The organism is Natrinema halophilum (genome assembly GCF_013402815.2).
GTDB classification, from domain to species: domain Archaea; phylum Halobacteriota; class Halobacteria; order Halobacteriales; family Natrialbaceae; genus Natrinema; species Natrinema halophilum.
Genome location: NZ_CP058601.1, coordinates 370,177 through 392,012 on the forward strand (window position 1 = coordinate 370,177; position 21,836 = coordinate 392,012).

At 63.4% G+C, this 21,836-nt stretch carries 23 protein-coding genes; 13 read left to right on the forward strand and 10 right to left on the reverse strand.

Translation table 11 applies throughout. The features are described from left to right. Positions 1-87 precede the first annotated feature (87 nt). The 8 genes from HYG82_RS22535 (at position 88) to HYG82_RS22570 (ending at position 7,073) form a co-directional block, all read left to right on the forward strand. Positions 88-321 (forward strand): DUF2249 domain-containing protein, encoded by a 234-nt coding sequence (locus tag HYG82_RS22535; protein WP_179259391.1) that lies wholly within the window; start codon positions 88-90, stop codon positions 319-321. A gap of 39 nt (positions 322-360) precedes the next feature. Next, positions 361-624 (forward strand): DUF2249 domain-containing protein, encoded by a 264-nt coding sequence (locus HYG82_RS22540; protein ID WP_179259392.1) that lies wholly within the window; start codon positions 361-363, stop codon positions 622-624. 175 nt (positions 625-799) lie between these two features. After that, positions 800-2,248, forward strand: coding sequence for a heme o synthase (gene cyoE, locus HYG82_RS22545; protein WP_179259393.1), 1,449 nt, complete (start codon positions 800-802; stop codon positions 2,246-2,248). Between the two features lie 155 nt (positions 2,249-2,403). Continuing rightward, positions 2,404-3,501 (forward strand): copper-containing nitrite reductase, encoded by a 1,098-nt coding sequence (gene nirK / locus HYG82_RS22550; RefSeq protein WP_179259394.1) that lies wholly within the window; start codon positions 2,404-2,406, stop codon positions 3,499-3,501. Positions 3,502-3,823: 322 nt separating this feature from the next. Further along, positions 3,824-3,973, forward strand: coding sequence for a hypothetical protein (locus tag HYG82_RS22555; RefSeq protein WP_179259070.1), 150 nt, complete (start codon positions 3,824-3,826; stop codon positions 3,971-3,973). Between the two features lie 4 nt (positions 3,974-3,977). Continuing rightward, complete coding sequence (locus HYG82_RS22560) at positions 3,978-4,517, forward strand: cupredoxin domain-containing protein (RefSeq protein ID WP_179259395.1); 540 nt, start codon at positions 3,978-3,980, stop codon at positions 4,515-4,517. A 5-nt stretch (positions 4,518-4,522) separates the two neighbouring features. Beyond that, positions 4,523-6,316 carry a cytochrome c oxidase subunit I gene (locus HYG82_RS22565; RefSeq protein ID WP_179259396.1) on the forward strand — a complete coding sequence of 598 codons (1,794 nt, stop codon included), beginning with the start codon at positions 4,523-4,525 and terminating at the stop codon, positions 6,314-6,316. Positions 6,317-6,353: 37 nt separating this feature from the next. Continuing rightward, positions 6,354-7,073, forward strand: coding sequence for a hypothetical protein (locus HYG82_RS22570; RefSeq protein WP_179259397.1), 720 nt, complete (start codon positions 6,354-6,356; stop codon positions 7,071-7,073). A gap of 781 nt (positions 7,074-7,854) precedes the next feature. On the opposite strand, the gene HYG82_RS22575 is transcribed toward HYG82_RS22570, so the two are convergent. From HYG82_RS22575 to HYG82_RS44240, 5 genes are all read right to left on the reverse strand, one after another. Beyond that, a complete protein-coding gene (locus tag HYG82_RS22575) occupies positions 7,855-8,634 on the reverse strand; it encodes a hypothetical protein (RefSeq protein WP_179259398.1) in 780 nt (259 codons plus the stop codon). 197 nt (positions 8,635-8,831) lie between these two features. Next, positions 8,832-11,279: a heavy metal translocating P-type ATPase gene (locus tag HYG82_RS22580; protein WP_179259399.1), complete on the reverse strand. Its 2,448-nt coding sequence runs from the start codon at positions 11,277-11,279 to the stop codon at positions 8,832-8,834. A gap of 142 nt (positions 11,280-11,421) precedes the next feature. After that, the gene (locus HYG82_RS22585) at positions 11,422-11,850 is read right to left on the reverse strand and encodes a DUF3054 domain-containing protein (protein ID WP_179259400.1); all 429 of its coding nucleotides are present in this window, start codon (positions 11,848-11,850) and stop codon (positions 11,422-11,424) included. A gap of 412 nt (positions 11,851-12,262) precedes the next feature. Further along, entirely contained in the window at positions 12,263-12,805 is a 543-nt protein-coding gene (locus HYG82_RS22590) for an alpha/beta fold hydrolase (RefSeq protein ID WP_235217795.1), read from the reverse strand. 77 nt (positions 12,806-12,882) lie between these two features. Next, positions 12,883-13,008, reverse strand: a complete 126-nt coding sequence (locus tag HYG82_RS44240; RefSeq protein WP_284145021.1) for a hypothetical protein — start codon at positions 13,006-13,008, stop codon at positions 12,883-12,885. A gap of 618 nt (positions 13,009-13,626) precedes the next feature. Between HYG82_RS44240 and gatC the strand changes: the two genes are divergently transcribed. From gatC to HYG82_RS22610, 4 genes are all read left to right on the forward strand, one after another. Next, complete coding sequence (gene gatC / locus HYG82_RS22595) at positions 13,627-13,905, forward strand: Asp-tRNA(Asn)/Glu-tRNA(Gln) amidotransferase subunit GatC (protein WP_179259401.1); 279 nt, start codon at positions 13,627-13,629, stop codon at positions 13,903-13,905. 2 nt (positions 13,906-13,907) lie between these two features. Next, positions 13,908-15,176: an Asp-tRNA(Asn)/Glu-tRNA(Gln) amidotransferase subunit GatA gene (gene gatA / locus HYG82_RS22600; RefSeq protein ID WP_179259402.1), complete on the forward strand. Its 1,269-nt coding sequence runs from the start codon at positions 13,908-13,910 to the stop codon at positions 15,174-15,176. A 95-nt stretch (positions 15,177-15,271) separates the two neighbouring features. Continuing rightward, complete coding sequence (locus tag HYG82_RS22605; RefSeq protein WP_179259403.1) at positions 15,272-15,679, forward strand: DUF8048 family protein; 408 nt, start codon at positions 15,272-15,274, stop codon at positions 15,677-15,679. 92 nt (positions 15,680-15,771) lie between these two features. Further along, a complete protein-coding gene (locus HYG82_RS22610; protein WP_179259404.1) occupies positions 15,772-16,572 on the forward strand; it encodes a formate/nitrite transporter family protein in 801 nt (266 codons plus the stop codon). A 21-nt stretch (positions 16,573-16,593) separates the two neighbouring features. On the opposite strand, the gene HYG82_RS22615 is transcribed toward HYG82_RS22610, so the two are convergent. Both HYG82_RS22615 and HYG82_RS22620 read right to left on the reverse strand, forming a co-directional pair. Further along, positions 16,594-16,944, reverse strand: a complete 351-nt coding sequence (locus tag HYG82_RS22615) for a helix-turn-helix transcriptional regulator (RefSeq protein ID WP_179259405.1) — start codon at positions 16,942-16,944, stop codon at positions 16,594-16,596. A gap of 160 nt (positions 16,945-17,104) precedes the next feature. Next, complete coding sequence (locus HYG82_RS22620) at positions 17,105-17,896, reverse strand: NRDE family protein (protein ID WP_179259406.1); 792 nt, start codon at positions 17,894-17,896, stop codon at positions 17,105-17,107. Positions 17,897-18,013: 117 nt separating this feature from the next. On the opposite strand from HYG82_RS22620, the gene HYG82_RS22625 reads away from it, so the two are divergent. Continuing rightward, complete coding sequence (locus tag HYG82_RS22625) at positions 18,014-18,166, forward strand: hypothetical protein (protein WP_235217796.1); 153 nt, start codon at positions 18,014-18,016, stop codon at positions 18,164-18,166. A 42-nt stretch (positions 18,167-18,208) separates the two neighbouring features. Here HYG82_RS22625 and menE read toward each other — a convergent pair whose 3' ends face one another. Genes menE through HYG82_RS22640 form a run of 3 tightly spaced genes read right to left on the reverse strand, consistent with a single transcriptional unit; the run spans position 18,209 to position 21,791 of the window. Continuing rightward, entirely contained in the window at positions 18,209-19,747 is a 1,539-nt protein-coding gene (gene menE / locus HYG82_RS22630; RefSeq protein ID WP_179259407.1) for an o-succinylbenzoate--CoA ligase, read from the reverse strand. Continuing rightward, positions 19,744-20,850: a mandelate racemase/muconate lactonizing enzyme family protein gene (locus HYG82_RS22635; RefSeq protein ID WP_179259408.1), complete on the reverse strand. Its 1,107-nt coding sequence runs from the start codon at positions 20,848-20,850 to the stop codon at positions 19,744-19,746. Before HYG82_RS22635 ends, menE begins: the two co-directional genes overlap by 4 nt. Further along, positions 20,847-21,791 (reverse strand): 1,4-dihydroxy-2-naphthoate polyprenyltransferase, encoded by a 945-nt coding sequence (locus HYG82_RS22640; RefSeq protein WP_179259409.1) that lies wholly within the window; start codon positions 21,789-21,791, stop codon positions 20,847-20,849. Before HYG82_RS22640 ends, HYG82_RS22635 begins: the two co-directional genes overlap by 4 nt. Positions 21,792-21,836: the final 45 nt, after the last annotated feature.

Genomic DNA, 21,836 nt, shown 5'->3' on the forward strand with positions numbered 1-21,836 from the left:
TCGCATATGAGTCCCTCGAACGACCGACGGGCAGCCGAACGTGTTCGTACGAACTGCCTTGCTGCAGCCGTTCCGACTCCGAAGTACATGACGCGACTCGACGTCAGAGACATTCCGCCGGTGAACCGACACCCGACCATTCACGACGAGTTCGACGCCCTCGAGCCGGGCGAGACGCTGACGATCGTCAACGATCACGAGCCAAAGCCCCTGTTCTACGAATTTCAGGCCGAAGTCGAGCGGTTCGACGCCGACGGCTACGAGGTCGAGCAGATCGCCCCCGACGAGTTCGTCGCTCGATTCCCGAAACGGGAGGCCTGACCGTCGGCTTCGGTTGCGAAACCCTGCCCACCACCGATCATGTCCTCGACAGCTTCCATCGTCGACCACACGAGCGCCCCGTCCGATCAGCCCCGGGAAACGATCGACGTTCGTTCGCTCGGTCCGCCACAGCCGCTCGCACGAACGCTCGAAACGCTCGCCGAACTTCCGGCGGAGACGGTACTGGTCCAGCGAAACGATCGCGTCCCCCAGTTTCTGTTTCCCAAACTGGACGATCGTGGCTACGCTTACGAGACCGTCGAGCGCGACGAAGAGGTCGTGACGGTCATTTGGCGTGGATAAGTACTCGATTGGGCCGATCCGAATACGAGCAGAGAACGGATCGCAACCACAGGGGGACCGGACTCAGGAGACGCGACGAATCACCACTTCGTGGACGACCGTTCCGTGAATTCGATCACCGACTACCGACCGCGATTTGGATGCTCGCTGATCGACGAACACACCCGACCACTCGATGAATACCGAACTCACCCGACGGCGATTTTCGGATTTGCTCGCCGCGACGACGATCGCGGCCTACGTACTCGTCGCGCTCGGAACCGCCGTCTCGACGACCGGCAGCGCTGCGTCCTGTACGACCTGGCCCGGCTGTGGGACCGATTCGACGATCGGCCCGTTTTCCGGCGAACTTCTCCTCTTCTGGGGCCACCGCGTTGCGGCACTCGTCACCGGCCTCCTCGTTACCGCCGCCGCGCTCGCCGGCTGGCAGATCGACCTCGATCGCCGCGTCGGTGTCCTCATCGGCTGCGCAGTCGTTCTCTTTCCGGTCCAGGTCGCTCTCGGCGCCGCGCTCGTCGTTGGCGGCTCCTCGACCGTTACTGGACTCCACCTCGTCCTCGCGATGGTCATCTTCGCCTGCCTCCTCGTCGCGCTCGTTCTGACGCTCGAAGACGGCGCTCGGGACGATTCGAGACAGGTCGATTCCATCGAACCGGCGAGTCCCGTTTCGGAAGCGGTCGAACCCGTCGAGACGGGCAGTGAGAGATCCGTGGTCGAACCGCAACGCCCACGCGGCCTGGTCGCTCGTGTCCGGCAGACGGCCGGCGCGTACCTGACGCTTACCAAACCGAGACTGATGTGGCTGCTCTGTCTCGTCGCGGTCGCGGGGATGGGATTGGCAACGCTCACCGGAGCCTCACTCGAGCCGTCGACTGCGGTCGCGACGCTCGTCGGGGGCGTCCTCGCAATCGGCGCGAGCGGAACGTTCAATCACGTGTACGAGCGGGATCGCGACCGGCGAATGAATCGGACGGCGGACAGGCCGCTGGTCCATGACCTCGTGCCGGCTCGGAACGCGCTTGCGTTCGGCGTCGGACTCACCGTCGCGTCCGGGGCAGTCCTCGTTACGTGGGTAAACGGTCTTGCAGCGGCGCTTACGCTCGTCGCGATCGCCTACTACGCCGCCCTCTATACGATCGTGTTGAAACCCAACACGACCTGGAATACGGTTCTCGGTGGGGGTGCGGGAGCGCTACCCGCAGTTATCGGGTGGGTGGCCGTTACCGGAAGCGTCGGGGCACCCGCCATCGGTCTCGCCGCAGTGATTTTCCTGTGGACGCCGGCGCACTTCTACAGCCTCGCGATCGCGTACCGGGAGGACTACGCGCGTGGTGGATTCCCGATGTTTCCTGTCGTCGAAGGCGTCCTTGCTGCCCGTCGACACGTCGCGTTCTATCTGGGGGCGACGCTGCTGTCCGCGAGCGTCCTCGGCTGGCTGGCCGGTCTCGGATGGGTCTATGCGGTCACCTCGATCACGCTCGGCGCCGTCTTCCTCCGATCGGTGATCCGTCAGTACCGCCGACCGACCGACGACGTCGCCCTGCGGTCGTTTTACGTGTCGAATTACTACCTCGGCGCGATACTGGTCGCGATCATCCTCGAGACGCTCGTCGTCGCCGGATAGCGACCACAGGTGCCGATTTTTCGTAGCGTAACCTCGAGTATCGATACGGTATATAACTGCCCACGATATAGCGGGAATTGCCAATTCGATTGCCATTTTTCGGGAACCGTCGCTACTATTGAACGTATGTCTTCCCTCTTCCCGAGTGTAAGACGATGACTCAGAATACGACTCACCGACGGCGGTTTTTGCAGGCGATGGGTGCAGCCGGTGCGGTCGCGGTGGCCGGCTGTCTCGGCGGTGACGAATCGGGCACCGAGGCAAATGGTGATCAGAACGACGGTGGCGGTGAAGAAGATGGGCTGGCTGCGGCGAAGTCGGTCGACGTCGACCAGATCGCACGCGATCCGACCGACATCCCGGCACCGGTCGACTGGACCCAGCCCCGCACGCACGACGTTACGATTCGGACCGAGAAGGTGACCGCCGAGATCGAACCCGGCGTCACCTTCGACTACATGACCTTCGAGGGGCAGGTTCCGGGGCCGATGCTCCGGGTCCGTCGGGGTGACACGGTCAACCTCACCTTCGACGTCCCCGAGGAGTTGAACGCGGCGATGCACAACATGGACTTCCACGCGGTCTACGGGCCGGGTGGCGGTGCCGACGCGACGACGATCGCCCCCGACGACGATCCGACCCAGATCCAGTTCCGCGCGGAGTACCCCGGCGTGTTCATCTACCACTGTGCGATCCCGAACATGGACATGCACATCAGTAGCGGGATGTTCGGCTCGATCCTGGTCGAGCCCGAAGACGGCCTCCCCGAGGTCGACAACGAGTTCTACCTCGGCCAGCACGAAATCTACACCACCGGCGAGGTCGGCGAAGACGGCCACCACGGCTTCGACTACGAGGCGATGAAACGCGAACAGCCGACCTACGTCGTCTTCAACGGCCAGGCCTACGGCTTTACGGAAGACGCGGCCGGACCCATGCAGGCCAACACGGGCGAAACTGCCCGGGTCTACTTCGCCAACGGCGGCCCGAACCTGCTGAGTTCGCTCCACCCCATCGGCAACGTCTGGAGCGACCTCTACCGCGACGGTGACCTGCTGTCCGACCCCGCGAACAACGTCGAAACGACGCCCGTCGCGCCCGGGACCACCACCGCCGGCGTGATGGAACTCCCCGTCCCCGGCCCGGTCAAAATCGTCGACCACGCGCTCTCGCGGGTCGTCCACCGCGGGGCACTCGGCGTCGTCGACGTGCAGGGCGAACCTAACCCCGAAGTCTTCGACCCCGATCCGTGAGCGGTGACGGCTCGCACCGTCACTCGCGTTCGTAACTGAAGAACTGCCGTCGGACCACACACCACTACCACTGCAACAATTCCTCCAACCCGCCGAAACGTCATTCCCTCGTCTGCCAGTGCGGTCCGGTTGGCCCTCGTGATCACGGGCGTCGGGCAACTCGACGTCGCCCTCGGCTGACCCGACCGATGACGGGTCTTTTTTCGGTTCTCCCATCGGTGAGCCGAGCCGCCGTCATCGCACGGCGTCCCGGACTCACTCAGGGGAATATGTGCGGGAGAACGGCTATGCGGCTTTCAGATCGAAATCCGTCCGAACAGAGATGACCGGGTCTCACTCGAGCGAACCGACACCGACGATGCAACGACTGTACGACCGTATCTGGTTACTGGCGGCGGCGGCGCTCGCGTTCTTCGCGCTCTCGTACGTCGTCTGGGGCTGGATAGACGTATTTTCCGTTCCACTGGGGTGATTCGATGACGTCACCGATCAAACCCCCCGACGGAAACTGGTGGAATCAGCCCGTCAACAGGCGCGAATCGATCTGGCTCGGCCTGGGTGCCGCCTGGTCGCTCGTTCTGTTCGGTTGGATGAGCACCTGGACGCGCATCGGGGATCAGAACCCGATCGGGGAGACGCTTCGCGTCGACTCCGACGAGTACCAGCAGAAGATGAGCGAGTACAAGGAGGCGGCGACCGAGACCGAAGACGGACTCGTTCCACCGGGAACGGACGTCTACCTCAACGCGATGCGCTTTATGTGGGACGGCGCGCCGGTCGTCCTCGAGACCGGAACGGAGTACGACATCCATCTCAGTTCCCTCGACGTCCAACACGGCTTCTCGCTGCGGCCGGAGGACGCGCTCAGCAAACAGATCAATCTACAGGTACTGCCGGGCTACGAGTGGGTCGTCCCGATGTCGTTCGACGAGCCCGGGACCTACCACATCATCTGTAACGAGTTCTGCGGGCAGGGTCACCGGACCATGCACGGGACGATCATCGTGGAGGAGTGAGATATATGGCACACAGATTAGACGTTCTCGGTCTATTCGACAACGAGTATCGCGACGACGGGTTCCGGACCTGCTCCGTGACGGGGCTCGAGGTCCACCGGTCCGCCGAAAACCACGTCAAGCTGTTCGGGCTCACGGCGGTCGTTGCCCTGCTGTACGGTGGCATCCTCGCCATTACCGTCGCGATGACCCGCTGGGAGGTGGTCGGACTGCTCGGGCCCGAGGCGTTCTACAAGCACCTCAGCCTGCACGCCTGGAACCTGTTGATATTCTGGATGGTATTCATGGAGATCGCAATTCTCTACGTGGGCGGACCGATGGTGCTCGGCCGCCGCTTACCGTTTACGGCTATCGCGAAGACCGGCTGGCTCGTCATGGCCGTCGGCGCGGTGCTCGTCAACTACTCCATCTGGACCACCGAACCGCCGAACGTGGCGCCGCTGCTGACTGCCTACGTCCCCCTGCCCATCGATCCGCTGTTTTACGCGGGCGCGATCGTATTCATCCTCGGAACCGTCGTCGCGGCGCTGCCGTTCTTCGTGACGATGTGGCAGGAAAAGCAGGATCAGCCGGAGCAGACGCTCCCGCTGGTCAGCTTCGCTGCGTTCGTCACGGCGATCATCGCCGTCGAAGCACTGGTCGGCGGCCTCGTGGCGTTCACGCCGGCTTTGCTGTGGCGGCTCGAGATCATCGAGTGGTGGGACGCGGCGTGGTACCGCCAGATGTACTGGATCATCGGCCACGGCACCCAGCAGATCAACCTCGTCGCGATGATCGCGGTCTGGTACTTCCTGACCCACGTCGTCGCGGGTGCGGAAGTCGTCAGCGAGAAGGTCTCACGGACGGCGTTCATCCTCTATCTGTTCTTCATCAATCTCGGGGCTGCCCACCACCTGCTCTCCGATCCTGCGGTCTCGACCGGGTGGCGAATCTGGAATACGTCCTACGCGTTCTATGGCGCGACGTTCGCGAGCCTCATCCACGCGTTCGCCATTCCGGCGGGGATCGAGGCCGGCCGCCGCAAACGCGGCAAGGGCGGCGGCCTGTTCGGCTGGCTCACGTCGGCTCCGTGGTCAAACCCGGTGTTCTCGTCGACGATCTTCTCGATCATCCTCTTTGGCTTCCTCGGTGGAACGACCGGCGTCATGATGGGCCAACTGCAACTCAACATGACCTGGCACAACACGTTCGCGACGGTGGGACACTTCCACGCGACGGTCGTCCTCGGGACCACGGTCGCGTTCATGGGCCTGGTCTTCTTCGTGATCCGGACAATGTTCATGCGCCAGTATATCTCCGAGCGACTCGCGACGCTCCAGCCGTTCTTCTACTCGGCTGCGATGGGCGTCGCCGTTCTGATGATGATGTACGTCGGTATCCTCTACGGTGTGCCCCGCCGGACGGCCGAAGTCGTCGAGACCATTCCCGGCACCGAATTCAGCCTCTCGGCCGCGTCGCCGCTGTTCGCCATCTTCGGGATCTTCGCCCTGCTCGCCATCGCGGGTGGCATTCTCTTCATCCTCCTTGCGGTCGGCTCGCTGCTCTTCGGCGATCGCATCGAGAGCAGCGACAACAACGCCGATCTCGTCGCTGACGGAGGGGGCTCGGAACGCAGTTCCACAAGTAGCGCGTCTGAGCCGCGAGACAGTCTGGCGATGGCCACGGATCCCGACGATCCCGTCCACGCCTACGAGATGCGCGGCACGTTCGTCATCTGTCTGGTCTTTCTCGCCGCGTTCGTGATCACCTACCTGTTGAACTGGTACCTGCTAACCCAGCTCTGGTCGATCGGCGCCTGACCGACCTGCCGAACCGGTTCCCTCGAACAATTTACCCATGACATCCACCGACGCCAACGCGACCGCATCGCCCCTCGAGCTCGTCCGGCGAACCCTCGGCCAGGCCTGGCGAGACCTCCTGAGCATCTACTACACTAACACGCCGATCTGGCGGCTCCTCAAGAGCGTCGGGCTCCTCTTCTTCGGGTTCTTCTGCTGGTCAGCGAGCAGCCTGCTGCTCTCCTACGGCGTCGACTGGACAGTGCTCACGTACACGCGCGCCTACGGCTTCGTCCTCATCCTCTGGGGTCCGTTGACCCACGCCGTGGTCGTTCCGTTCGTGATTCGACTCCGGCGAACCGCCGATCGTCCGATCTTTCGGTCGGTCGCTCGCCATGGCTCGAAAATCAACCTCTCGGTCTTCCTGACCCTCGTTTTGATACTCGGGACTGCACCCGTCTCGCCCATGCTCCTGGACTTCCAGTCGTCGTTACAGAACGGCTCCGGGTCGGACGTCAACCCTGACCTGGTGTGTAGTAAATCCGACGGTGAGATCACCTGCCAGCTTTCCGACTCCGACGGAATAGACGCCGTCGTAGTGACCAGTGGCGGTCGCGAAATCGAGCGTCTCGAGGGTCCTCCGTTCGAATTCACGATCCGCGAGGACGACCTGGAAGAGGTGGTCGGACAGAAGGAATTCGTCGTGGAACTCCGCGACGCGGACGCACGCACCTTGCGGCGATACCGCCGGTACGTCTCGTCCGTCCCCGAACGCTAGCTTCGGTTGCCGGGATCGACGTGAGGTCGGCAATCGAATTCGCTCGGTCAAACCGCTTCGAGTGCTGTTCGCTCGGTCGATCAGGTCGCGGTCAGGGTCGTCGCCGAAACGTAGTAGTCGTTGAATGTCATTGTACACCCCGCTCGCGAATTCGCAGCCAGCGGGCACTCGCTGGCCGCAGCAGTACGAACGGTGGGTAAATCGTTTCAGCGTCTTCTATGAGGCCGTCGCTCCCACCATCGTCGATTCGACTCGCGGATGTTCTCTCGAGTAGGGCCGACGAGACGGCCGGCCGGAGAAACGATCCCGGAGGCGAGGGGACGTATTGTGACGAAGCCCAGATCGGATTGATTACCGGGAATGGTGGTGCAATGATCAGCTCCTTCCCTCGCCTGGCAGGCGTTTCACACAGGAGTGTTATCAAACTGCTGGCCATTTCGTATCGGTATGAAAGAATTCGTTGTTCGGTTCTATATGAGCGCTGTCAGTTAGCTATAATTGAGGGGGAAGCCCCCTTCCCCATTGAGGCTCAAACACCCGCCGTCGAAATTGGAGACGCCACAAATCGAACGGTAACTCGTTCAGTGGCGAGTTCGTCCGACAGCGACCGATTTCGTTCGTCACTGCATTCGAACCGCTGCCTCTGAATCCGACTCCCTGTTTCGCGACGGCTCTCTGTTCTAGAGGAATCGTTTCGCGTCAACGGTTCGACTACGCGACGCCCGGTTCGTCATCGAATTGGACGCTCGAGAAGCAGTGGTCCAGTCTCGTCAAAGCGAGATTAATATCCCTGGTCGTTTTCGAACTCGTACCGCCGTGCCGCCTTCTGTAGCGCCTTTTTACGGCGTTTCTTGTTCTCGCCGTTCATCTCTTTTCGCTCTTCCTCGATCGCCCACTCCGTGATGAGTTCTTTCGCTTTTTTTTCGACTTCCCGTTCGCGCCGTTGTTCCCGAAGAGAGACGATCAGACCGTAGCAGGATGCGCTGACTCCGACCAAAAGCACGAGAATGAAGCCCTTTCCCATCTGCGATTGTCCCAGATACCAATGCCAACCGACGAAAACGGCGGTAAGTAGATATCTCGCGACTGCGATGAACGCCACGACGCCCACCGAAACCTGCCCACAGAATGACGTCAGGATTGTCATGTACTCTTCGTTTTCGGTGACGAGCGGTGTCAAGTGCGCTAGCGTCGTCAGGAACACCCCGCAGACGAGTAAGATATATGCAGGGTATTGATCGAACAGAACCATTTCAGTCGATCTAACAGATATGACGGTATACGTAGAAAAGGCCCCAAACAGGAACCAGCTCGTATCGGACGTGAGATCCTTTATCGAGGAGCCGAGATAATAGCCCGTCCCGAGTCCGATTGCGGACATCTTGATGGAAAGAACGATCGTCCCGGAGACGTCCACCAGTTCGGCAGACTGACCGATAGCACCACCGAGTAAGGCCAGAAAGAACACGAACAAAACGCCCAATAGAAATGCCGTCGTCGGATCGTACCACCGGTGGTTCTGAATCCGCTGTGCTGTCACTTTCCCCCCCTTGTTTGCCATAGCCACCCTAAGATTATGGCCCCTCGTATATATTATTAATGAAGTCAACTTTCATTAATTATTGCCCTATCTCGGAATCTGTTACTCAAACTATACACGTATTATGCGTTATCGGTCGTGGGCAGAAAATGGCGTTTGGATCACCGCTCGTCCGTGGTAATTGGGGCCAAACCACTCTCGGACAGATTCGGCGCGAGTCACCGTTCGTCGACGAGCACCGACCGTGTGGAGTTGAGCACGACGATAGTACTACTTGCGGCCATCGCGACCGCTGCGAACAGCGGATTAAGGAGCCCGAGCGCCGCCAGGGGGATCGCGACGGCGTTGTATACCAGCGCCCAGGCAACGTTTTCGCGGATTCGTCGCCGCGTCCCGTCTGCGAGATCGAACACGGAATGGACGGCACGGAGGTCGCTCGAGGCGACCACTGCGTCGGCGGCATCGGTCGCGCGGGCCGTTCCGTGGCCGAGCGCGATCCCGACGTCAGCCTCGGCCAGGGCGGGCGCGTCGTTCGTTCCGTCGCCGACCATTGCGGTCACGCCCTCGCGTGCGAGGCGTCGGACGGTCTCGACTTTTCCATCCGGCGGAACGCCGGCGAAGACCCGATCGACCGCAGGGCTCCGGGTAACGGTCGCGGTCGCAGTCGCGTCGTCACCCGTCAGTACGACGACTTCGCAGTCGGCGAACGCATCGAGTGCGTCGCGCCACTCGGCCCGCATCCGATCGCCGACGACGATGATCGCTCTCGCTCGGCCGCCGTATCCGACCACGGCCGGGAGTCGGCACTCCGCGCGGGCCTCGTCGATCGCCGTCGCGAGGTCGCCGGGGATCGGACCGACGAGTCGCTCGACGAGCGCCGGCGTCCCGACGACGACGCGTTCGCCGTCGACGGTCGCGCTCACACCCTCGCCGGGGTGTCGCTCGAAGTTCGTCGTCTCGAGTGACGATTGCGAGATATTGCCGTCCGCGTCCGGATCACGCCAGCCGCCGTCGGGGGTGAAATCGTCACCACAGTCCGGTGACGTTTCGAGGTCGGTTTCCGCGCAGGCAACGATGGCGTCGGCGACCGGATGCTCCGAGCGACGTTCGACGGCTGCCGCAGGCTGGAGCGCGCTGGACTCGCCGTGGATCTCTACTACGGTCATTTCGCCGGCCGTCAGCGTCCCGGTTTTGTCGAAGACGATCGTCTCGACAGCCAGCGCCGATTCGAACAGCGTCTCGTTTGCGACGGTGATGCCGCGCTCTAAAGCGTCGCGCAGCCCGGACGTGACCGCAAGCGGCGTCGCCAGCCCCATCGCGCAGGGACAGGAGACGACGAGTACCGTCAATCCAGTGAGGACGGCATCGCCGGCCGGCGTCCCCGTTGCGAACCGCCATCCCGTCACGACGACCGCGAGCGTCAAGACGAGCGGGACGAAGATGGTCGCGAGGCGGTCGGCGAGACGCTGCACTCCCGGCGTCGAGCTCTGGATCTCCCACATGACCGCGGCGATTCGATCGAGCGTACTCGCCGCGTCTTCGCCCACCTCGAGGACGAGCGCGCTATCCGTCACGATCGCTCCGCCGACGACCGTTTCACCCGAGCCTTTCGTCACCGGCAGGGATTCCCCGGTGAGGACGGACTCGTCGACAGCGGCCGTCCCTTCTACGACCGTGCCGTCGACGGGGATTCGCTCGCCCGGTCTGACGACGACTTCGTCACCCGCCTCGAGTCGATCCACCGGCATCGTCTCGGTCCCCTTTTCGGTTCGGCGGGTCGCGTTCCGGACCTGCGCGGCGGTCACGTCCGTGAGCAGATCGGTCGCTCGGCGCTTGATCCGGCGCTCGTAGTACGTTCCGAGGCTGACGACCATGATCACTGCGACTGTCACGTCGTAGTAGAGGTGCGTACTCCCCATCGCCAGTGCGACCGTACTGTAGGCGTAGGCGGCGACCGCCGCGATGGCGATCAGGAGATCCATGTTCGGCTGCCTGACCAGCAGGCTGACGTACGCACCGCGGAGGATTGGATACCCCGTATAAAACAACACGCCGCCCGTCAACACCCCAATCATCGCGAGCGGGAGATACATCCCGACGGACGAGGTTGCGTCGACAGTGAGAATCCCCGTCTCGATCCCGACGTAGCTCGGGTAGAGATAGAAGAGGTACCACGGCATGACCAACATCGCCAGAAACCCGCCGACCAACAACCGCTGGACCAGTTCCTCGTCGGCTCCCGGGTTCCCTTCCGCCGCCTCACCGTCGCGGAATCCCGCCTCGTAGCCGTAGCCCGAAAGCGCCTCCGGGACGTCGGCTCTGTCCAGTCGGTCCGGATCGTAGACGACTCGAACGGTATCGGTTGCGTAACTGGCTTCGACGGCCAGGATTCCCGCCGCACGTTCGCCCAGCAGGGAGACGAACCCTTCGCAGGTCGAACAGTGCATCCCCTCGATCGCGAGGAAGATTTCGGCTGCATCATCGGGAATCTTGCGCTCGACGGACTCGGTCGCCCGGTCGACGACACTCGAGCGGTCGACGCCGTCGACGTCGTCGAGCGTCGCGCTCACTTCGAGACAGCCGCGACAGCAAAACCGCCCCTCGATGCCGTCCGCAGTCAGCGGCTGCTCGGGCGTCGGGAGACCGCAGAGCGAACAGGTACTCATCTCACGCTCGCATTCACGGACGCGGCCGGTAGCCGTGACCCCGAACACGTTCACGTCGGCCGGCGGCCACCGGATCGAGCAGTCGCGGCGATCGGTGGCCCGAACCGTACTGGCAGTCGAGTCTATCGGCGGGACCCGTCCGTTATCCGCGACAGGTCGCCGCCACCGCGATCCGCCAGGGGAGCACGAACGCGAGTCCGAAAGCGGCGTTGACGAGCAGGAACTCCGCGGGCGCGCCGCCGGGGAAGACCGACGACGCACGGATTCCACCGCCGATACCGGTGGCGACGATCCACGCGACGGCGACCACCGCTACCGTTCGTCGGAACGACTCGAGCGTCCGGCGGCGATACGCGCCGACGACCGGAGCGACGATCCCCCAGGCGATCACGAACGGAACCGCCGTGCGGATGGTATACACCGGATACACCCACGGCTCGAGGCCGTGGGTAAACAGGCCAAAGCCCAGAAAAGCTGTGACGACGACCGCGTCGCCGACGGCGAGGGCGACGACGAACGCTTCGGAAGCGACCCGTCCGACCGGGCGGGGTTGCGTGCGGGATTCGATCATAGCTCTCGAACTGGAGCCACCGCGTGCCGTCGGGACGGCTGATCGGTGTCACGACCATCCGCCCCGACCGGTCGCGGTAGCGTTCGAGCGAACCGACGTGGACCACGTATGCGACTCCTTTCCCGAACGTGTTCTGTGCTATCACCCTCGACCGGGTCGCGCACCGAGCACCCCCGACCGAAGTTCACCCGCAGCGCCCTACTGGGACGCGACCCAAACGGTGCGTAAATTGGCGGAGACGTGCTACGGCTCGTCGAGGAGGTCGAGAAGAAATCCGTCAGTCGCGTCGGCTCCTCGTGGGGAACCCTGTGGCTCGTTCACGACAGTAATTCCAGTCGACAGTCCGGGCAGAAAACCGCGTTATCGGCTGCCAGCGGTGAAACGAGCGCCTCGTCGGCTTCGCCCCAGACGATCAGCATCGGCGCGGTAACGCGGTCGGTTGGCGAATTCGATGGTCACCGCGCTGTCGGCCGGCACCAGTTGAGCATTTCGGTGAACGCATCCCTCCTGGTCCATGCCGCCGACAGCGGCCCAGTTCGTCATCGGAGAGCGTTCCCGGCGCGGACGGAGCTCGGAGCTCGCTCGAGAAAGCGGTAGTCGTCATGCCGCAGCGCCATTCCGGAAGCCATGGCAGTCGAAACAGGATGGCGTACCAGCTGCGGCGTAACTGGTCGGGATCCGCGAACAGGTATCGTTGATAGGCGGTCGGATTCGGCGCATTGACGCTCGAGAGCCGTTTTACTACCCCGAGAAACTGGAGCGCGAGATCCCAGGCGACCATGCCGCCCCAGTCGTGGCCGACGACGTGTGCGGTGTTGCGGCCGTCGGATTCGACCAGGGCGACGTGTAACCGAACGCCGTTGGCCGTCCGCACCGTCGAACTCGCATCGATCGTCGAGAGGATAGCGCACTCATCGACCCCGACGGCAGACGGCGACCGGTCATTCGGACCCATATTCCCGGGTTCAGCCGAGAAAGGATATCGGTTGGTAGGTAAACGTTCGCACGTCTCGACGTATGGGATCTATCACCTCACGTCCAGACGCGAAGGCAGTCGGTCGAGCAGAAGTGGAGGTCGACGCTCTCTCGGCCACCGGTTTCGACGTAGGTCGTTAGGGTGTACGCGACCTCGTCAGCGTCACAGTTATCACAGTCCATACTGGATCGTCACGGCAGTCGTCCTTGAGTATGAACTGATTAGGTCGTTGGCCCCGTGGTTAATACGGTGTTGGAACCGCATAATACGATATTTCGACCGCCGCCTGCGATCCCGATTACGGCCTCGAACGGGCGAGCGGACTCTTCTGAAAGCGATCCATCTTGCTGAGACGGCCATCGGAGGACTGCTTCCGACCGTTTCTGCGTCGAGTCATTCGCGATTCGACCGTCTCGAGTTCGAAGGGGGCCGGCGGCTGGAATCGCGTTCGATTGCCACGCCTGGCAGTATCGGAGGAAACGGCTTCGATCGCCGCATTCGGCGTTCCTCGACTCGAATTTCTCGGCCACATCTGCGAGCCACTCGCTTCTGACGTGCCTCCCAGAAGGCAAAGCGGAACTCCCGGGCGAGGAGCGGTCGACACCCGCGGACTCGAGGTCGATCCGCAGGGCCGACGAATTTGCTCCGGTCGAACCGTCGGCCCTCGGTCGAACCGCCGACTATGGACACAGACGGGTCCCTACGGTCGCACCGATGCCTCGAGACGATAGCTTCCGGCCGCTCTCTTCGCCCGTGCCAGTATCGAAACCCTTACTCTCCGAAGGCCGGTGCGAACACGTATGAGCGACGACGCCGTCAATCCCGAGGAGGTCCGCCACGTCGCGGAGCTGGCTCGAATCGATCTCGACGACGACGAGGTCGGCCGGTTCACCGGGCAGTTCGCGGACATCCTCGAATACTTCGAGACGTTAGACGAGGTGCCGGAAGTCGACCGCGACGCCGACCTCGCGAACGTGATGCGGCCGGACGAGGAACGGCCCTCGCTCGACAGCGCGGAAGCGCTCCGAAACGCGCCGGAAACCGAGGACGGCTACTTCAAAGGACCGAACGTCTCCTGATCATGTCCGAAAATATTTTCATTACCGAAGAGCGGATCGAGGGCGCCGACGACGGACCGCTGGCCGGAACGACGGTCGCCGTGAAGGACAACATCTCGACGGAAGGCGTTCGGACGACCTGCGGCTCGCGAATGCTCGAGGACTACGTCCCGCCCTACGATGCGACGGTGGTCTCCCGGCTCAAAGACGCGGGAGCGACTATCGTTGGCAAAGCTAACATGGACGAGTTCGGAATGGGGACGACGACCGAAACGTCGTATTTCGGCGAGACGGACAACCCCACCGCACCGGGCCACGTTCCCGGCGGCTCATCCGGTGGTTCTGCGGCCGCAGTCGCGGCGGGCGAGGCCGACCTTGCCCTCGGCTCCGATACTGGCGGCTCCGTCCGCTGTCCGGCCGCGTTCTGCGGCGTCGTCGGAATCAAACCCACGTATGGCTTGGTGTCGCGATACGGGCTCGTCGCGTACGGGAACAGCTTGGAGCAGATCGGTCCCTTCGGCGAAACCGTCGAGGACGCCGCCCGATTGCTCGACGTGATCGCTGGAAGCGACGAGCACGATGCGACGACCCGGACCGAGGGAGACGATTCGAACTACGCCGATGCGGCGTCGGGCGACGTCGACGGGCTTCAGATCGGCGTTCCTACGGAACTGCTCGAGGGAGCCGACGAGGGCGTCGTCGAAACGTTCTGGGACGCGATGACCGATCTCGAAGGGCGCGGCGCGGAGTACCACGAGGTCAGTCTTCCGTCGGTCGAACACGCGGTCGAGGCCTACTACGTGATCGCCATGTCGGAAGCCTCGTCCAATCTCGCTCGGTTCGACGGCGTTCGCTACGGACACGCGAGCGATGCCAGCGGGAATTGGAACGACACCTTTGCCCGGGCCCGCGAAGAAGGGTTCGGCGACGAGGTCAAACGCCGAATCCTGCTCGGAACGTACGCTCTTTCGGCCGGGTACCACGACAAGTACTACAAGAAGGCACAGGACGCTCGCGCGTGGGTCAAGCAGGATTTCGATCAGGCCCTGTCGGAAGCCGACGTGCTCGCTTCGCCGACGATGCCGGTTCCGCCGTTCGAACTCGGCGAAAGTCTCGACGATCCACTCCAGTTGTATCTCGCCGACGCGAATACGGTTCCGATCAACCTCGCGGATCTGCCGGCGATTTCGGTTCCGGCCGGTGAGACCGACGGGCTACCGGTTGGACTCCAACTGGTCGGTCCAGCCTTCGGCGAACCGCTTCTGATCGAGGCCGCGAGCGCGCTCGCCTGACGGTCGACCGGTTTACCCCCTGCGTCCAACAGATACATTTTTATACAACTCTGTTAACCATACACGTACCCAACTGATCACTCGGGTGGACACTTATGAAAATTGAACAGGAAGTAGAGTTTGACGAGTTTTCACGGGCGTGCGACCTCGTCGAGGACTACTTCGGGGACGGTATCGACAACGTTGCGTTGCACGCACCCGTCTCGCGGCGACAGCTCGTTGCCGTCCTCGCCCGCGCACAACTCTCCGGCCGCCAACTGGCCATCGACAGCCTCACCGAACAGGGCGACGTCGTCTACCAGTCGAACGACGAAACCCTGCTCTGGCTAGACGGCGGGTTCTGGACCGACATGCGCGGACGCCACCATCTGGAGCCCGACGAAGGCCGTGCGGCACGCGAAGTCCACCGCCGACTTATCGAGGCCATAGACGGCGACGTCCCCTACTATAATCGCGAACGCGACCCCTTTGTCCTCATCGAGCGCTTCGATCTGTACGAGTAGTTCGCATCAGTTCTCGCCCTCGACGGCTTCACGAAAGCCGTGGCGTATTCATCCCCGACCCTTTTCCGGCACCAAGCGGGATCACCTGTCACGTGCCCGTCGCCCCTGACCCCGCCGAAATCTTCGACCGGGCGGTCGATGAAGGTGAACGACGTCTCGACCAATCGTTCCTCGAGTTGGTGTCGACGAGTTTCATCGCCGGGTTCACGATCGTCTTCGGCATCGCAACGCTCGGAGTCGTTGACGCGCTCGTCAAGCCGCAGTTCGGTGACGTGTCCCATATTGCGGGTGCGCTCACCTTCGCCATCGGTGTCGTCTTCCTGGTCGTCGGTCGAACGGAGTTGTTCAACGAGAACTTCTTCGATCCGGCCGCGAAAGCGGTCGAAGTGGACGGATCCTGGCTGATATTGCCGCTCTGTCGGCTCTGGATCGTTACCCTCGTCTTCAACCTCGTCGGCGGATTCCTTTTTGCGCTCGTCTTCGCCGTAAACGGTGTCCTCCCTTCGGGAACGACGGGTGCACTGGGCCGGACAGCGGAAGAGATCATCCACCGACCGACGGTAGCGATGTTCGCGAGCGCAATCATCGGTGGTGCGCTGGTGAGCCTCCTATCGTTCCTTCTAGAGGCCGTCAACAGCGTCAGAAGTCGAATTACGTTGGCGTACGTCGTCGGTTTTCTGCTGGCCCTCGGCCCCTTCGATCACGTCGTCGTCACCGCAATCCACGTCTTTTTTGGATTACTATTCGACCCGAAAATCGACTATAGCGTGCTTGCTGAGACAATCGCAGTCGCGACTGCGGGCAATTTCGTCGGGGGAATCGGTCTGGTCACGTTCACCCACGTCGCCCAGGTCAGGGGGGCACGAAAATCGAACGGATCTGACGGTCCGTGATCGGGTACGCTGACGAGTCGATCACTCCTCGTAGGCGAGGTTCATGATCCACTGCGAGAAGGCGTCGCTGTTGGGATCGACCTCTTCCTCGCCGATGAACGGCGAGAGCATGTCACCGGCCATCAGGAGCGTGAAATCGAGGTCGCGGGCGGTCGGCGTGATGAAATAGGTGTTGTGACCGTCGTAAACGGTCTCCTCCCGATCGACCAGTTCCTTTTCGACGAGTGACTCGACGATCCGACTGCCCTTGCGCGAGGAGACATCTAGCTCCTTCCAGAAGTCGCTCTGGTGAATGCCGCCGGACTCGCGGACGAGCTCGAGACCGGCCCGTTCGTCGTCGGAGAGTTCGGCTTCGGCCGCGGTCACGCTCACGGCGACCACCTCGCTGAGCGCGTCGCTAGAGGCAGGAATGCGTCCATGTCCATACGAGGTAGAGCGAGCCGCTTAAATGTGCCCTTCCCAACCAACTGTCGAATACCTGCGTTCCCTTCCCGGTCCCTTTCGCGAACGCTATACCCGACGCGAGCGTCGCTTACTCCGCGATTCCTTCGCCACAGCCCTCGAGACCGGTCTCGAAAATCACACCGTCGGGTGATCCGACCGTCTCGTAGGGCGTTCGACAGGGTGGTCCCGGTGCGAAGGCGTACGTCGTCGTGTCGGGGCCGAGGGCGATCAGCGACGACGAGCGGGTTCCATAGCCGTCCCGGTGAATACAAACGCCGTACTCGTGATCGCCGAGAACGTCGCCCGCCCGCTCGAGCCAGTCCGTCGCCGTCTCGTCTGGCTCGACCGCGAGCGCGTCACGGACTGCTCGGCCGTTCGACGCTTGCTCTCGGCCTGCAGCCGACCGAATCGACGGCACGTCGACGTCGTCGTCGACTGCGACGTTCACGACGACGTGGACACCGGGATCGAACTCGGTCAGAGATAACGCGCCGTCCCACTCGTAACAGAACGCATTCGCCGCGTCGGCGATGACGAGATAGAAACCGCTGTATTCGTCTGCCTCGGTCGCCTCCTCGACGATCGACGTCGCCTCGGCGGCGGATCGCGCCTCGAGGGCGTCGGCGACGAGTAACCCTCTGGAGCGCTCCCCGGCGAGGTCGCTGTCGGTCCACTTGTTCGTGATTCCGACGAACACTCCGCGTTCGTTGTACCCGATCCACGTGCCGCCGGCCTCGGCATCGCGGGGCGCAACGATCAACGGGTCCTCCTCGAAGATTTCGGGCGGCGTCGAATCCCGCCCAAGCGCCTCGTCACGGTTGGCGGCGACCACAACCGGCGCGTCCTCGAACACCTGCCAGGCGAGGGTGAGCGTACACACGGCTCGGGGTAGGTACGCCAGCGGCTTAACTTCAGTTCCGGCGGCAATCCGTTTCGGGTCCTCCCCATCGTGAACTGCTCCGCCGCTTTATGGACTGCTCCGCCGCTTTCGGTGACGATGGCGCTCCCGTTCTCGCTGTTCCTGCTGCTCGTCCTGTACGGGAGTTACGTCGTCGCCCGGAACTACGTCCGTGACGACGAGATGCCTCGGTCGGATCCTCGGACGCCCCGTCCGCAGCCAGCTACCCACAGCGTAGCCGACGACGATTGAGCGGCGGCGAGTGTCGGCCCGAGCCCGGGCCGGTGACCGGGATCACGTCGACTCGGTTACGTCGGTCCCGCTCCGACGCAGCCGCTCCCGGACCGCCTCGCGGTCGACGGTTCCCGACGCGGTCCGAGGGAGTTCGTCGGCGAATCCGATCGTCTTCGGCTGCTTGAAGCCGGCGAGTCGGTCGTCACAGTGGGCGAGCAACAGCCCGGCATCGAGATCCGCATCCGAACAAGTCTCGGAAACGGGAACGACCAGCGCCGCGACGCGTTCGCCCCATTCTTCGTCGGCGAGGCCGACGACCGCGGCATTCTCGACGCGGGGGTGCGATCGGAGCGCTTCGATCACCTCCCCGGGGTCGACGTTCTCACCTCCGGTGACGATACGATCGCTGCGGCGGTTGAGGATCCACAGCCGGCCCGCCGAGTCGCGATAGCCGATATCGCCGGTGTGCAGTCCTCGGTCACCGAACGACGCCTCTGTCTCCTCGTCGTCGAGATAGCCCGGTGTCACAGTCGGCCCGGAGATGACGAACTCGCCCGTCTCTCCCGCGTCGACGGTCGTGCCGTCTTCGTCGACGATCGAGACGTCGGTACACCCGAGCGGTTGCCCGACCGTCCCGGGATGGGAGAACGCATCAGCCGGCCTGGCCGTCGCGATCTGTGATGCCGTTTCGGTCATGCCGTACGTCGGATGGACGGGAACCCCCCGTTCCCGACACCGCTCGATCAGTTCTTGCGAAGCAGGGGCTCCGCCCAGCAGGACGAACCGAAGCGCGTCTGGGGGGGTCCAGCCGGCGTCGAGCAGACGCTTGCACATCGTCGGAACGAGCGACACACCGGTGATGTCGTCCGTCTCGATCACGCGGGCGGTTTCTCGTGGGTCGAAGCGACGTTGGATTACGGCGGTCGTTCCGTAGAGCGTTGACCGGACGACCGGAGCCAGCCCACCCATGTGGTACATCGGAAGACAGCACAACCACCGATCGTCGGGATCGACGCCGAGTCGGTACGCTGAGGCGGCAGCGCTGGCCACGAGGTTGCCTACCGTCAGTCGAACGACTTTCGGCTCGCCGGACGTGCCCGAGGTGAACATGAGGAGGTGCGTTCGGTCTCGTTCGAGCGGTGTCGGGATCGCGTCCGCCTCGGCGACCGGCCGGATCGAGGTCACGTCGTCGTGCTCGGGATCGTCGACCGAGACCACGGGACGAGTAGCTATCTCGAGCGCGAGGGCTTCCGTCTCCGATTCGCAGACGATCGCGTCGATAGCGGTTCGACTCGCCTTCGATTCGAGTTCGGCGGCCGTTTCGCGAACGTTCAACGGGACGACCGTGACGCCCCGACGCATTGCGGCGAAATACACCGTTGCGAACGCGACTCGCGTTTCCATGAGTACGCCGAGACGATCGTCAGGGCCGTACACGACGTTCTCGAGTCGCTCCGTGACCGCGTCGACCTTGCGGTCGAACTCCCCGAACGTCCATTCCTCGTCCGTGTCAGCGTCGATGACGGCCGTGGCATTCGGCGTCGTCGATGCGCGGTGAGAGAGGAGGTCACGCGTCGGCCACTCGCCGGCCCCGTTCATCGCTCGTCCCACACGTCCGAAACGCCCAGTCCTTTCGCCTGCGGAACGACCGCCGAGCCCTTTTCGAGCAACACGGGGTCGTGGCCCAGATCCGTCGAGAGGAGGTCGCCGGTCGCGAGCCCGCACGCCGGGACGTCCGGGATCGCCGCCGCGACGTGGACCGCGCCCGTCCGCGCGACGACGCCGTCGATGGTAGTCGTCACTAGCGGCGTTATCTCGAGTTCGGCCAACCAGGCCGCCACTTTCCGGGCGATGTCGATACCTCCCAAGGCCATCGGTTTCAGGACGACGACGTCCGCCGCGCCGGCGTCGCAAATCGCGTCAACGCCGTGCTCGAGCAGTCCTTCGTCGAGCGCGATCGAGACGTCGCTGGTCTGTGCTCGAAGGTCGGCGTGGCCTTCGAGTGCCCCGCCGGGGAGTGGCTGTTCGAGGATCGAGACGCCGAGATCGGCAAAGCGCTCGAGTGCCGATTCGGCTTCCTCGTAGGTCCACGCTTCGTTGGCGTCCGCTCGCAGTTCGACGTCCGAACCGACGGCTTCGCGCACGCGCTGGACCCGTTCTATGTCCTCTTCGACGCTGCGGAGTCCGACTTTCAGCTTGCAACAGCGGAATCCGCGGTCGACGGCCGACAGCGCCTCCCGTACCGTCTCCGACGGCGAGCCGTCGCCGATCGTCGCGTTGACCGGAACCCGACCGACCATCGGTCCGTTGCCGAGGTAGCGGTACAGCGGCGTCGCATCTCGCGTTGCCTGGAGATCGGCGAGTGCCAGCGCCAGCCCGTGTCGGGCCGCAACCTGGCGATCGACCGTCTCGAGGGCTTCGCTCGGCCCGGCGGTCTGGATCGCGTCTCGAGCACGCTCAAGGGCTTCTTCACAGTCTTCGCTCGACTCCGTCCATCCCGGAAGCGGCGTTGCCTCGCCGTACCCCACGGCGGGACTGTCCCCCGAATCGACCGGCTTCCCGCCGTCGGCCGACCCGTCGTCGACGAGCCGAACGAGAAAGCCGTCGCGGGAGTCGATCGTTCCGTCCGCCGTCTCGAGCGGCTCGGCGAGGTCGAGCGAAAAGGATCGATACTCGAGGGAGAGGTCGCCAGTGGGACTCATAGCAGTACCACCCCCCCGGCGAAACAGACGGCGTACGTGGCGAGCAGCTTGCCGGTTTGCTCGAGCGCCGGATTGAGCGCCTCGCCGTCGGTTCGGGTCCACACGGTCCGCGCGATCATCGCGGCGTAGGGCAGCGTGACCAGCGGGAGCAAGACGCCGGGACCGAATCCCGTCGCGAGCCAGAACCAGACGGGGACGACGTAGGCGAGTGCCAGTAGGGCTCCGTACTCGATGCGACTCGCCCGGTAACCGAGCCGAACGGCGAGCGTTCGTTTTCCGGTTTCGGCGTCGGTTTCCCTGTCACGAACGTTGTTAACGACGAGGATGGCCGTCGAGAGCCCGGCGACGGGCAGACTCGCGGCGATCGCCTCGAGCGTAATCGTTCCCTCGGGGATCGTTACCGCGAGTGGCTCTGCGAGAACGGCTGCTGCCTGAACGTAATAGGTCCCCGTCACGGCGACGAGACCGAAAAAGACGAACACGAAGAGGTCGCCCAGCCCGTGATAGCCCAGCGGGTACGGGCCGCCCGTGTAGGCCCACCCGCAGAAGACGCTCACTAATCCAACGATGAGGATAGGGATCCCCCCGACGTATACGAGGTAGGTTCCGGAAAGGATCGCCAGGGCGAACGTCACGACGGTCGCGAGCTTGACCTGTTCGGGCGAAATGAGCCCCGACTGAGTGACGCGGGTAAACCCCTCGCGGTCTTCGGTGTCGGCTCCGTTGATCGCGTCGTAGTAGTCGTTCGCGAAGTTCGTTCCGATCTGTATCAGTGCCGCACCCACAAACGCCATCACCGCCGGTACTGGCGCGAGAACCCCCTCTGAGGCTGCGAGTCCCGTCCCCACGAGTATCGGGGCTGCAGCCGCGGGCAAGGTCTGTGGGCGGGCTGCCATCAGCCACGCCTTCGTCCGTGAGATTTCGACCTCGGCCGAACTCATGGCTCGAGTGTCCCACTCGAGAGAGTGTCAACGTTGGCATTGCGA

Bases quoted from the DNA above. Each gene is read 5' to 3' on its own strand.
- cyoE (WP_179259393.1), top strand. From the start codon at position 800: ATGAATACCGAACTCACCCGACGGCGATTTTCGGATTTGCTCGCCGCG.
- HYG82_RS22560 (WP_179259395.1), top strand. From the start codon at position 3,978: ATGACGTCACCGATCAAACCCCCCGACGGAAACTGGTGGAATCAGCCC.
- gatA (WP_179259402.1), top strand. From the start codon at position 13,908: ATGTCCGAAAATATTTTCATTACCGAAGAGCGGATCGAGGGCGCCGAC.
- HYG82_RS22540 (WP_179259392.1), top strand. From the start codon at position 361: ATGTCCTCGACAGCTTCCATCGTCGACCACACGAGCGCCCCGTCCGAT.
- HYG82_RS22590 (WP_235217795.1), bottom strand. From the start codon at position 12,805: ATGGGTCCGAATGACCGGTCGCCGTCTGCCGTCGGGGTCGATGAGTGC.
- HYG82_RS22535 (WP_179259391.1), top strand. From the start codon at position 88: ATGACGCGACTCGACGTCAGAGACATTCCGCCGGTGAACCGACACCCG.
- menE (WP_179259407.1), bottom strand. From the start codon at position 19,747: ATGAACGGGGCCGGCGAGTGGCCGACGCGTGACCTCCTCTCTCACCGC.
- HYG82_RS22640 (WP_179259409.1), bottom strand. From the start codon at position 21,791: ATGAGTTCGGCCGAGGTCGAAATCTCACGGACGAAGGCGTGGCTGATG.
- HYG82_RS22635 (WP_179259408.1), bottom strand. From the start codon at position 20,850: ATGAGTCCCACTGGCGACCTCTCCCTCGAGTATCGATCCTTTTCGCTC.
- HYG82_RS44240 (WP_284145021.1), bottom strand. From the start codon at position 13,008: ATGGACTGTGATAACTGTGACGCTGACGAGGTCGCGTACACCCTAACG.
- HYG82_RS22580 (WP_179259399.1), bottom strand. From the start codon at position 11,279: ATGAGTACCTGTTCGCTCTGCGGTCTCCCGACGCCCGAGCAGCCGCTG.
- HYG82_RS22605 (WP_179259403.1), top strand. From the start codon at position 15,272: ATGAAAATTGAACAGGAAGTAGAGTTTGACGAGTTTTCACGGGCGTGC.
- HYG82_RS22570 (WP_179259397.1), top strand. From the start codon at position 6,354: ATGACATCCACCGACGCCAACGCGACCGCATCGCCCCTCGAGCTCGTC.
- nirK (WP_179259394.1), top strand. From the start codon at position 2,404: ATGACTCAGAATACGACTCACCGACGGCGGTTTTTGCAGGCGATGGGT.
- HYG82_RS22585 (WP_179259400.1), bottom strand. From the start codon at position 11,850: ATGATCGAATCCCGCACGCAACCCCGCCCGGTCGGACGGGTCGCTTCC.
- HYG82_RS22565 (WP_179259396.1), top strand. From the start codon at position 4,523: ATGGCACACAGATTAGACGTTCTCGGTCTATTCGACAACGAGTATCGC.
- HYG82_RS22575 (WP_179259398.1), bottom strand. From the start codon at position 8,634: ATGGCAAACAAGGGGGGGAAAGTGACAGCACAGCGGATTCAGAACCAC.
- HYG82_RS22555 (WP_179259070.1), top strand. From the start codon at position 3,824: ATGACCGGGTCTCACTCGAGCGAACCGACACCGACGATGCAACGACTG.
- HYG82_RS22625 (WP_235217796.1), top strand. From the start codon at position 18,014: ATGGCGCTCCCGTTCTCGCTGTTCCTGCTGCTCGTCCTGTACGGGAGT.
- gatC (WP_179259401.1), top strand. From the start codon at position 13,627: ATGAGCGACGACGCCGTCAATCCCGAGGAGGTCCGCCACGTCGCGGAG.